This window comes from Thermomonas fusca (assembly GCF_005862345.1).
Lineage (GTDB): Bacteria > Pseudomonadota > Gammaproteobacteria > Xanthomonadales > Xanthomonadaceae > Thermomonas > Thermomonas fusca.
The window spans coordinates 176,230-185,905 of the sequence record NZ_SROY01000005.1; the positions used below are offsets into that span (position 1 = coordinate 176,230).

General features: G+C 69.1%; 7 protein-coding genes and 1 pseudogene. 4 read left to right on the plus strand and 4 right to left on the minus strand.

Features of this window, described 5'->3' with window-relative positions:
* Window positions 1-37: 37 nt before the first annotated feature.
* Window positions 38-1,417 (minus strand): outer membrane protein transport protein, encoded by a 1,380-nt coding sequence (locus E5S66_RS11665; protein ID WP_138349438.1) that lies wholly within the window; start codon window positions 1,415-1,417, stop codon window positions 38-40.
* 182 nt (window positions 1,418-1,599) lie between these two features.
* On the opposite strand from E5S66_RS11665, the gene E5S66_RS11670 reads away from it, so the two are divergent.
* Window positions 1,600-2,292, plus strand: a complete 693-nt coding sequence (locus tag E5S66_RS11670) for a rhomboid family intramembrane serine protease (protein WP_028840239.1) — start codon at window positions 1,600-1,602, stop codon at window positions 2,290-2,292.
* Window positions 2,293-2,307: 15 nt separating this feature from the next.
* Here the strand turns inward: E5S66_RS11670 and E5S66_RS11675 are convergent.
* From E5S66_RS11675 to gpmI, 3 genes and pseudogenes are all read right to left on the minus strand, one after another.
* A pseudogene (locus tag E5S66_RS11675) lies at window positions 2,308-3,657 on the minus strand (S41 family peptidase); the annotation flags it as partial.
* 102 nt (window positions 3,658-3,759) lie between these two features.
* Entirely contained in the window at window positions 3,760-4,965 is a 1,206-nt protein-coding gene (locus tag E5S66_RS11680) for a murein hydrolase activator EnvC family protein (protein ID WP_138349442.1), read from the minus strand.
* Window positions 4,965-6,524 (minus strand): 2,3-bisphosphoglycerate-independent phosphoglycerate mutase, encoded by a 1,560-nt coding sequence (gene gpmI / locus E5S66_RS11685; protein ID WP_246037219.1) that lies wholly within the window; start codon window positions 6,522-6,524, stop codon window positions 4,965-4,967. The genes E5S66_RS11680 and gpmI overlap by 1 nt, the downstream gene beginning before the upstream one ends.
* Window positions 6,525-6,636: 112 nt before the next feature.
* Between gpmI and E5S66_RS11690 the strand changes: the two genes are divergently transcribed.
* The 3 genes from E5S66_RS11690 to E5S66_RS11700 all read left to right on the plus strand — a co-directional run bounded on the left by E5S66_RS11690 (window position 6,637) and on the right by E5S66_RS11700 (window position 9,569).
* Window positions 6,637-7,320 carry a DUF4097 family beta strand repeat-containing protein gene (locus E5S66_RS11690; protein WP_246037220.1) on the plus strand — a complete coding sequence of 228 codons (684 nt, stop codon included), beginning with the start codon at window positions 6,637-6,639 and terminating at the stop codon, window positions 7,318-7,320.
* A gap of 38 nt (window positions 7,321-7,358) precedes the next feature.
* The gene (locus tag E5S66_RS11695; protein ID WP_246037221.1) at window positions 7,359-9,098 is read left to right on the plus strand and encodes a M28 family metallopeptidase; all 1,740 of its coding nucleotides are present in this window, start codon (window positions 7,359-7,361) and stop codon (window positions 9,096-9,098) included.
* A gap of 78 nt (window positions 9,099-9,176) precedes the next feature.
* Window positions 9,177-9,569, plus strand: a complete 393-nt coding sequence (locus tag E5S66_RS11700) for an MAPEG family protein (RefSeq protein ID WP_138349448.1) — start codon at window positions 9,177-9,179, stop codon at window positions 9,567-9,569.
* Window positions 9,570-9,676 lie beyond the last annotated feature (107 nt).

Below are 9,676 nucleotides of genomic sequence, written 5' to 3' on the forward strand. Positions count from 1 at the left end.
TTGCGCGGGGCTTCCGGTGCTGCAATGACCCGGTCGATCAGAACTTGTAATTGATCGAAGCACCCAGCACGTCGCCGCGGACGTCGTAGCTGCCCTTCAGGGTGCTGCCGGTGGCCGAGGTGATGTTGATCGAAGGAGCGTTGGTGAACAGATGCGTGTATCCGAAGTCGAACTCGGTCTTCTCCGACGGCGTCCAGCCCAGGCCGAACGACAGCCAGCGGCGCGAAACGTCCGGCACGCGCACGTCGCGGTGCGCATCGGTGGTCGGGGTCTGGTCGTAGGCCACGCCGCCGCGCAGGGTGATGGTGTCGGACAGCTTGTACTCGGCACCGATCGAGGCGAAGGTGGTGTCGTCGTAGCCGAACACCAGCACGTTGTCGGGCTGGTTGGAGGCGAAGTCCACCACCACCTGGTCGAACGACGGTGCCCATGCGGTGCGCGACAGGTCGCCCATCACCGTCCAGCGGTCATTGACGCGGTGGGTCAAGCTCAGGGTGGCCGAGGCCGGCAGGGTCAGCTCGGCCTTGCCGCCGGTGTTGACGAAGATGCCGCGCGCCTGCGTCTGCAGCGCGGTGGCCACATTACCCGGGACATCGAAGGTGGCCTTGCCGTCGTCGATCTTGTGCTTGACCTTGGAACGGTAGCTCAGCGCGATATTGGTGTCTTCGGTCACGCTGAAGGTGGCGCCCAGCACGTAGCCCCAGGCGTTGTTCTTGCCTTCGATGGTGGCGAAGCCATCGGCGCTGCCCGGGTACAGGCCCAGCGCGGCGCTGGCGCCGTTGGTCGCGCCATAGGCAACGGCGCCGAAGTCGACCGCATTGCTCAGCTCGATGGCCAGGTGCTCGTAGAACACGCTGACGCCGAACGAGACGTACGGGTTGACGTCATAGGAGAACGCGGCACCCAGGTCGACCGCCTTCAGGTCGGTCTTGACGCCGTGATAGCGGCCAACCCAGGTGCGGTCGTATTCGGTCTTGAAGCCGAACGGCGCAGTCAGCGACATGCCGAAATGCATGTTGTCGTTCTCGCCGAACGGCATGTGGAAGTAGGTCGCCGGGACCGGCGCGATCATGCCGGCGTCGCCGCCGTTGCCGCCCTGGATCGGCATCCCGGTACCAGCGCCGCCGGGACCGGCAAAGCGGCCGCTGTAGCCGTCCTGCATCTTGGCCGAGAAGGAGATGGCGCTCACGTCGGCCTGGAACTGGCGGCCGTCGAGCAGGCGCATCGACGCCGGGTTGGTGGCGACCACGGAGGCATCGCCCCAGGCGCTGGTGGAACCGGCAAACGCGCGGCCCAGGCCCTTGGCGCTGTTTTCCTTGAGCTGGAACGCCGCGGCGTCGGCCTGGCCCCAGGCCAGCGCACCTGCGATACCGACGGCCAGGGCGGTGATTCGGGCGATTTTGGAAGCGGTATGCATGGTGGACGCTCTCTCCATAGGACGATGTGGGTTCATGGGTGCGCCTGCATCACCGGGATCGCCGAACGATCTTTACGATGCGCCGGGTGGATTCGGTCCCGACATACGACGCCGTATGTGACTATACCCGAACTTTAACTGTCCAATAACATTCCCGTATCGGCCCCATCTATCGAATCCACATGTTCGTCGGCATCCGTCCCCGCCAGCACCGCCTGATCCTGTGGGCTACCCCGCTGCTGTTCGCCACGCTGTGGCTGAGCTACGTGATTGCTGCGCTGCGCGCGCCGCCCGGCAGCATCGCCGCCGCACTGGACTGGGGCGTGCTGACCGGCGGGTTGGACAGCGTGGACGCGTGGCGGCGGGCGCTGGCCGACGGCAGCGTGTTGCGGCTGTTCTCGGGCCTGTTCCTGCACGCGGACTGGATCCACCTGCTGGGCAACCTGGTGTTCCTGCTGATCTTCGGGCTGCCGGCGGAACGCACCATGGGCGGCGGGCGTTTCCTGCTGCTGTTCCTGCTCGGCGGCGCGTTTTCCAACCTGGCGGCGGTGCTGGCCATCGACGCGCCGGACCGGGTGGTGATCGGCGCCAGCGGTGCGGTGTCGGCATTGATCGGCGCCTATCTGGCGCTGTTCCCCGGCGCGCGACTGGGCGTTGTGCTGCCACTGGGGTTGTTCCTGCAGTTCGTGCGGGTGCCGGCGTTCCTGCTGATCGGCATGTGGGCGCTGCTGCAGGTGGGTTTTGCCTACAGCGGCCCGGCGTTCGGCGCGGTGGCCTGGCCGGCGCATATCGCCGGCTTCGTGTTCGGCGTGCTGTTCGCCCTGCTTACCCGCGCCGCGATCGCCCGCCGGCTGCGCCGCAGCCGCGGCTACTAGGCCGGCGCCTCGTTACGGAACGGGTTTCGGCTTCGCGGCCGGCTTCGGCGCCGGCTTTGCGGCCGTGGCAATCCCGGCCATGCGCTTCAATTCGGCCAGGGCGGAATCGATGGGTTTGCTGCCGGGCAGCACCTCGCCGGCATTGTCGCCTTCCATCGCGTCGGTCTCGGCGGCCAGGTGGCCCGGCAACACGGCTTCGCTGACCACGGCCGGACGCCGCTGTACGCCTTCCGGATGCAGGACCACGTCCGGCTGGATGCCCAGCGCCTGGATCGAATGCCCGCTGGGCGTGTAGTAGCGCGCGGTGGTGAGCTTGATCGAGTCGCCGTTGTCCAGCGGCAGCAGGGTCTGCACGGAGCCCTTGCCGAAGGTGCGGCTACCGATCACGCGCGCGCGCTTGTTGTCGTGCAGGGCGCCGGCCAGCACCTCGGCGGCGCTGGCCGAGCCCGCGTCCACCAGCACCACCAGCGGCGCGCCGTGCAGGCGATCGCCCGGGGTGGCGTCGAAGCGGCTGTCGCCGATGGTTTCGCGCCCGCGCGTGCTGACGATGCCGCCGCTTTCCAGCAGCTCGTCGGCGATCTGCACGGCGCCGATCAGCAGCCCGCCCGGGTTGCTGCGCAGGTCCAGCAGCAGGCCCCGCAGCGGCGCGTCCTTCTGCAGCGCGTCCAGCTGCTTGTTGAAGTCGGCCGCAGTCGAGGCCTGGAAGCTGGAGATGCGCAGGTAGCCCAGCCCCGGTTCGAGCATGCGCGAACGCACGCTGGTGGTACGGATGGTGTCGCGCACCAGGCTCAGGTCGAACGGTTCGCGCACGCCCTCGCGCAGCACCTTCACCAGCACCTTGGTGCCGGCCTTGCCGCGCAGCGGCGCGGAAGCATCGCTTTGCCCGGTCTTCAGGATCTTGCCGTCGATGGCGACGATGCGGTCGCCGCTGCGCAACCCGGCGCGCGCGGCGGGGCTGTCGTCCAGCGGTGCGATCACCCGCAGGGTGCCGTCCGGCAGCTGCTGCAGCTCGACCCCGACGCCGTCGTAGCTGCCGCGGGTCTGCTCGTCGAACTGGTCGGCGTCGGCCTTTTCCAGGTAGGCGCTGTGCGGATCGAGGTCGAACAGCAGGCCGCGCACCGCCGACGCCATCAGCTCGCGGTCGTTGACCGGGTCCACATAGGCCTGGCGGATCGCGTTGAACACGGTCACGTAGCGGCGGATCTCGTCCAGCGGCACTTTCGCCGCCTCCGCTGCCACCGCGTCGGGATCGTCGCTGGCCAGCGCGGCATCCTGCGCGGCGGCCTCCGCGGGCGCGTCCTGCGCGACCGCCAGTGGGGAATACAGCGCCGCCGCGATCAGAATGGAAAGAAGCCTGGCCCGCATGCGTTACTCCGTATGGCTGCGTCTGTGAGTCCGTTGGGCGGTTCGACCCGCGCCAGCTGGCGCGGGTTCCCCATCATGCCTGCGAACCGCGCGCAGGCGGCGTCATTGCCGCGTCAGCCAGCCGGAGGGGTTCACCGGCGCACCGTTGCGGCGCAGCTCGAAATACAGCGCCGGGCGCTCCTGCCCGCCGGAACTGCCCACCGCGGCCAGCGCATCGCCGCGCCGCACGGCATCGCCGGCGGCGCGCAGCAGGCCGTCGTTGTGGGCGTACAGGCTCATGTAACCGTTGCCGTGGTCGACGATCAGGATGTTGCCGTAGCCGGTCATCCAGTCCGCGAACACCACCGTGCCATCGGCCACCGCCTTGACCGCGGTGCCGGCCGGCGCTGCGATCAGCACGCCGTCGCTGCGCCGCCCATCCGGCAGCCGGCCTCCGAACGCGGCCAGCAGGTTGCCCGACACCGGCCAGCTCAAGCCGCCTACCCGCATTGCCGGCGCGCTGGCAACCGCGCTGCGCTTTGGCGCCGGCTTGCCGCTGGCCTTGGCCCGCCGTTCGGCCTCGCGACGGGCGCGGGCGGCTTCGCGCGCCGCCTTCGCCGCGGCCGCGCGCAGCTGCGCCAGCAGGTTCTGCAGCGCCTTGGCATCCTGCCCCAGCGCCTTCTCGCGCTGGGCGCGGTCGCGGTACTGCTGGTCGAGTTCGGCCAGCAACCCGGCGCGCTGCTGGCGCGCGGCCCGCAGCTGCGCCAGCTGTTCGGCCTGTTTGCGGTCGGCCGCATCCAGCGCGTTGCGCCGCTGCAGGATTTCATCTTCCAATGCGCTCAGCCGCGCGACCTCGGCGCCGAGGACGCGGATGCGCTCGACCTGTGCGCGCTGCAGATAGCCTTGGTAAGTCAACGCGCGCTCGGCTTCCGCCACCCGATCCTGCGCCAGCAGCGCTTTCAGCGGCGGCGCCTCGCCGGCGAACTGCGCGGCGCGCAGCAGCTTCGCCAGCTCGGCGCGCTTGGCCGCCAGGTCGCCGGCATGGCGCTGGCGCTGCTGCTGCAGCTGCTGCAGCGCTTCCGCGTCCCGGCGCATCTGCGCGCGCGTCTGCTGCAGGGCGCGCTGGGTGCCGCCCACCTGCTGGTCGGCCTCGCGCAGCTTGCGGCTGGCGTCGCCACGCTGGCCTTCCAGCTTGCGCCGCTGCGCGGCGACCTCGCGCAGCTCGCCGCGCACGCTTTGCAGGCGCTTTTCGGCGTCCTTCGTGTCCTGCGCACGCGCGCCGCCGGCGAGCGCCAGCAGGCAGGCGACGGCAACGACGAATGCGCGCATCAGGCCGGCAACAGCAGGCTCTGCCCGCTCATTTCCGCGGGCTGCGCCAGCCCCAGCAAATCGAGCAGGGTGGGGGCGACGTCGCGCAGGGCGCCGCCTTCGCGCAGCGTGGCGCGGCGTTCACCGACGTAAACCAGCGGCACCGGGCCGACGGTGTGGGCGGTATGCGGCTGGCCGGTAACAGGGTCGCGCATCATTTCCACGTTGCCGTGGTCGGCGGTGATCAGCATTGCGCCCCCCGCCGCCCGCACCGCCGCCACGATCTGGCCGACGGCCACGTCCACCGCCTGCGTGGCAAGGATGGCGGCTTCCAGCATCCCGCTGTGACCGACCATGTCCGGATTGGCGATGTTGCAGACGATGGCGTCGAAGCCGCCGCCCCTGATCGCATCGACCAGCTTGGCGGTCAGCTCGGGGCAGCTCATTTCCGGCTGCAGGTCGTAGGTGGCCACCTGCGGGCTGGGGATCAGGATGCGCTGCTCGCCCTCGAACACATCCTCGCGGCCGCCGCTGAAGAAAAACGTCACGTGCGCGTATTTTTCGGTTTCGGCGATGCGCAGCTGGGTCTTGCCCGCGCTGGCCAGCACCTCGCCGAAGGTGTGGCGCAGGTCGTCCGGGGCGAATGCCAGCGCCGCCGGCAGCCTGGCGTCGTATTCGCTCAGGCAGACGAAGCGCGCCAGCACCGGGCGGCGCGCGGCGAAGCCGTCGAATGCGGGATCGACGAACGCAGCGGTCAACTGGCGGGCGCGGTCGGCGCGGAAATTCATGAACACCACCGCGTCGCCGTCGCGCATCGGCTGCGCGCCGTCGAGCACGGTGGGCGCGACGAATTCATCGTTCTCGCCGCGCGCGTAGGCCGCCTGCAGTGCGGTCAGCGCATCAATCGCGTGCTGCCCGCTTTCGGCTTCGACGATCGCGTCCCAGGCACGGCGCACGCGCTCCCAGCGCTTGTCCCGATCCATCGCGTAATAGCGCCCACCCACCGTGGCGATGTGCGCGTTGCCGAGCCGGGCGCACAGCGCCTGCAGGGTGCGCAAGCTGGGCTCTGCGGATTGCGGCGGGGTGTCGCGGCCATCAAGGAAGGCATGCACCGCGACCCGCGGCACGCCGGCGCGCTGTGCCAGCTCCAACATCGCAAACAGGTGCTGCTCGTGGCTGTGCACGCCACCCGGCGAGAGCAGCCCCATCACGTGCAGGGTGCCGCCGTTGGCCTTCACCGCGTCGCAGGCCGCGTTCAGTTCGGCATTGGCGAAGAAGCTGCCGTCCTCGATCGCGGCGTCGACGCGGGTCAGGTCCTGATAGACGATGCGGCCCGCGCCGAGGTTCATGTGGCCGACTTCGGAATTGCCCATCTGCCCGTCCGGCAGTCCGACGAAGCGGCCCTCGGTGTGGATCAGCGTGTGTGGGCAGGTCGCCAGCAGCTGGCGCCAGTGCGGCAGTTCGGCCAGCGCCAGCGCGTTGTCGGCGGTTTCCTCGCGGTGGCCCCAGCCGTCCAGGATCAGCAGGACAACCGGCTTCGGCGAACCGGCCGGGGGGTGCGACGGGATGCTCGTGGACACGATGGTTCCTGCGGATTGTGCGATGGTGGGGAAGAGGAATTGTAGCGGCGTGTAAACCCTGCGCCCGCAAGGCGCATCCCAGAGGTATCCCCAACAGGCCGCGGAGGCCCGGATGAACCGTTTCCTGCTTTGTACCCTGCTGCTGGCGACCAGCGCCGCCGCGTTCGCCTCGCCGCAGGCCAACGAAAACCGCCGCGATATCGACAAGGTCAACGGCGGCATCACCGCCGAGGCCGGCCAGGCCTATGGCGACCTCGGCACGGTCAACGGCGGCATCGAGCTGGCCCGCGGCGCCAGCGCCGAAGAGGTGGAAACCGTCAACGGCGGCATCAGCGCCGAAGATGCGGTGACGGCTCGCGAGGTGTCGACCGTCAACGGCGCCATCCGTTTCGGCCGCGACGGGCGGATCAACGGCAATCTGGAAACAGTGAACGGCGGCATCTTCATCGACCGCGGCTCGCGGGTTGGCGGCGATGTCAGTACCGTCAACGGCGCGATCGGCCTGGTCGGCACTGCCGTCGAAGGTCGCATCGAAACCGTGAACGGCGACGTCACTGTCGGCGCCGACTCGCGGGTCGCGCGTGGCATCCGCATCGAGAAGCCGAAAGGCAACTTCGGCCTCAACTTCGGCAAGCACAAGATTCCGCGCGTGGTGATCGGGCCTAACGCCGTGGTCGACGGCCCGCTGGTGTTCGAGCGCGAAGTGAAGCTCTACGTGCACGCCAGCGCCCGCATCGGCAGCGTCAGCGGCGCCAACGCGGTGCGCTACGACGGCGCCACCCCGCCCAAGGACTGACCCGGGCCACGGCTTGGATAGAATCGCGGGACATCCGAATGGAGAGTCCCGCGATGCTGCGCGCCACCTCGCTGTCCATTGCCCTGCTGGCGCTATGCGCCTGCGGTTCCCGCGACCCCGCGCCGCAAGCCGCGGGCGCCGCTGCGCCGGATGCGCGTAGCGCCACCGCCGTCGCCGGCAACCACGCGTTCCTGGACGCGATCACCGCCGGCGATTTTGCCGCACACGTGCAGGAACTGGCCTCGGACGGATTTGCCGGGCGCGGCCCGGGCAGCGTCGGCGAAGACCGCACGGTCGACTACATCAAGGCGCAGTTCGCCCGCATTGGCCTGCAGCCGGGCAACGGCGGCGACTGGTTCCAGACCGTGCCGATGATGGAGACCACCGCCTATGAATCGGCGGTGCTCGGGCTGAAGGTCGGCGGCACCAATCAGCAGCTGAAATTCGGCGAGGACATGGTGGTCGGCACCCGCACCGGCCAGGCCCGCGTCAGCCTCAAGGACAGCCAGCTGGTCTTCGTCGGCTACGGCGTGGACGCCCCGGAACGCGATTGGAACGACTACGCCGGCATCGACGTCAAGGGCAAGACCGTGGTGATGCTGGTGAACGACCCCGGCTTTCACGGCCATGACGCCCGCCTGTTCGACGGCGACCGGATGACCTGGTACGGGCGCTGGACCTACAAGTTCGAGGAAGCCGCGCGCAAGGGCGCCGCCGCCGCGCTGATCATCCACGACACCGCCGGCGCTTCCTACGGTTGGGACGTGGTGCGCAACTCGTGGTCCGGCCCGCAGTACGATCTGCGCGCCAAGGACGACCCGGCGCCGCGCCTGCCGGTGCAGGGCTGGATCACCGGCGAAGCCGCCGATGCGCTGTTCAAGGCGGCCGGCCAGGATCTGGCCAAGCTGCGCGCCGCGGCCGGCCGCCCGGGATTCCGCGCGGTGCCGCTGGAGGCAAATGCCTCGCTGGAACTGACCAGTCGCAGCGTCGAAAAACGTTCGCGCAACGTGCTGGGCCTGCTCCCGGGCAGCGAAAAGCCCGACCAGGCGATCGTCTACATGGCGCACTGGGACCACCTCGGTACCCACGAAGGCGAAACCGGCGATGCCATCTACAACGGCGCGGTGGACAACGCCACCGGCGTGGCCGGCATCCTGGAAATCGCCGAAGCCATGCGCAAGGCGCCCACGCCGCCCAAGCGCTCGGTGCTGTTCCTGGCGGTGACGCTGGAGGAGTCTGGCCTGCTCGGCTCCAAGTACTACGTCGCCCATCCGGTGATCCCGCTCGCGCAGACCGTGGCGGTGATCAACCTCGACGCGATGGCGCCGGTCGGCAAGGCGCGTGACCTAGTCGTGGTCGGCAAGGGCAGCTCGCAGCTGGAAGACCTGCTGAAGGCTGCCGCCGACCGGCAGCGGCGCCGGCTGGTGGAGGAATCCCATCCCGCCGCGGGCTACTACTTCCGTTCCGACCACTTCAACTTCGCCAAGGCCGGCGTGCCGGCGCTGTACATCGGCAGCGGCAGCGACCTGATCGAGGGTGGCCGCACCGCGGGCGAGGCCGCCAGTCGCGATTACAACGAGCATCGCTACCACAAGCCCGGCGACCAGTACGACGACGCCAGCTGGAAGCTGGACGGCATCGTGCAGGATCTGGAAGCGGTGCGGTCGGTTGGCGAAATCCTTGCCAACAATGGCGAATGGCCGAACTGGCGCGATGGCAATCCGTTCAAGGGCGCGCGTGACGCGCTGCGTTCCGCTGCGGGCGCACGCGGGAAGTAGGCCCTGCCTCCTTGCGCCCGGCGCCGATGCGACCGGGCGTTCGGGCTAGACTCGCGGCGTCCATTGCCGGGAGTTCCCATGTTCATCGCCTATGTCTGCATCGTTGTCGCCGCCGCCCTGCCCTACCTGTGGGCCGTACTCGCCAAGACCTCCGCCCCCGGCTACAACAACAAGGATCCACGCGGCTGGATCGCCAAACAGGACAGTTATCGGGTGCGCAATGCGTACGCCGCGCACCTCAACGCGTTCGAGGCGTTCCCCGCATTCGCCGCCGCGGTTCTGATGGCCCAGTTCGCCCAGGTCGACGCGCAGCAGGTCGCCTGGCTCTCGATGGGTTTCATCGCCTTCCGCATCCTGCACGGACTCTTCTATCTGGCAGTCCTGCAGGGGCTGCGCAGCCTTGCCTGGCTGGGTGGATTCGCCTGCGTGATCGCACTGATGCTGCTGGCAGCGGTGAAAGTCGGCGGCTGACGCCCGACCCGTCAGGATCGCCCAAGCCCACCGCGCCGCGAGTCGCGGTTATTGATTGTCGTGCTGGAAGATATCCGGATGCAAAAAGACAAAACCCCAGCTTGTTG

Coding starts and splice junctions, on each gene's coding strand:
- E5S66_RS11665 (WP_138349438.1), bottom strand. CDS start 1,417: ATGCATACCGCTTCCAAAATCGCCCGAATCACCGCCCTGGCCGTCGGT.
- E5S66_RS11670 (WP_028840239.1), top strand. CDS start 1,600: ATGTTCGTCGGCATCCGTCCCCGCCAGCACCGCCTGATCCTGTGGGCT.
- E5S66_RS11680 (WP_138349442.1), bottom strand. CDS start 4,965: ATGCGCGCATTCGTCGTTGCCGTCGCCTGCCTGCTGGCGCTCGCCGGC.
- E5S66_RS11690 (WP_246037220.1), top strand. CDS start 6,637: ATGAACCGTTTCCTGCTTTGTACCCTGCTGCTGGCGACCAGCGCCGCC.
- E5S66_RS11695 (WP_246037221.1), top strand. CDS start 7,359: ATGGAGAGTCCCGCGATGCTGCGCGCCACCTCGCTGTCCATTGCCCTG.
- E5S66_RS11700 (WP_138349448.1), top strand. CDS start 9,177: ATGTTCATCGCCTATGTCTGCATCGTTGTCGCCGCCGCCCTGCCCTAC.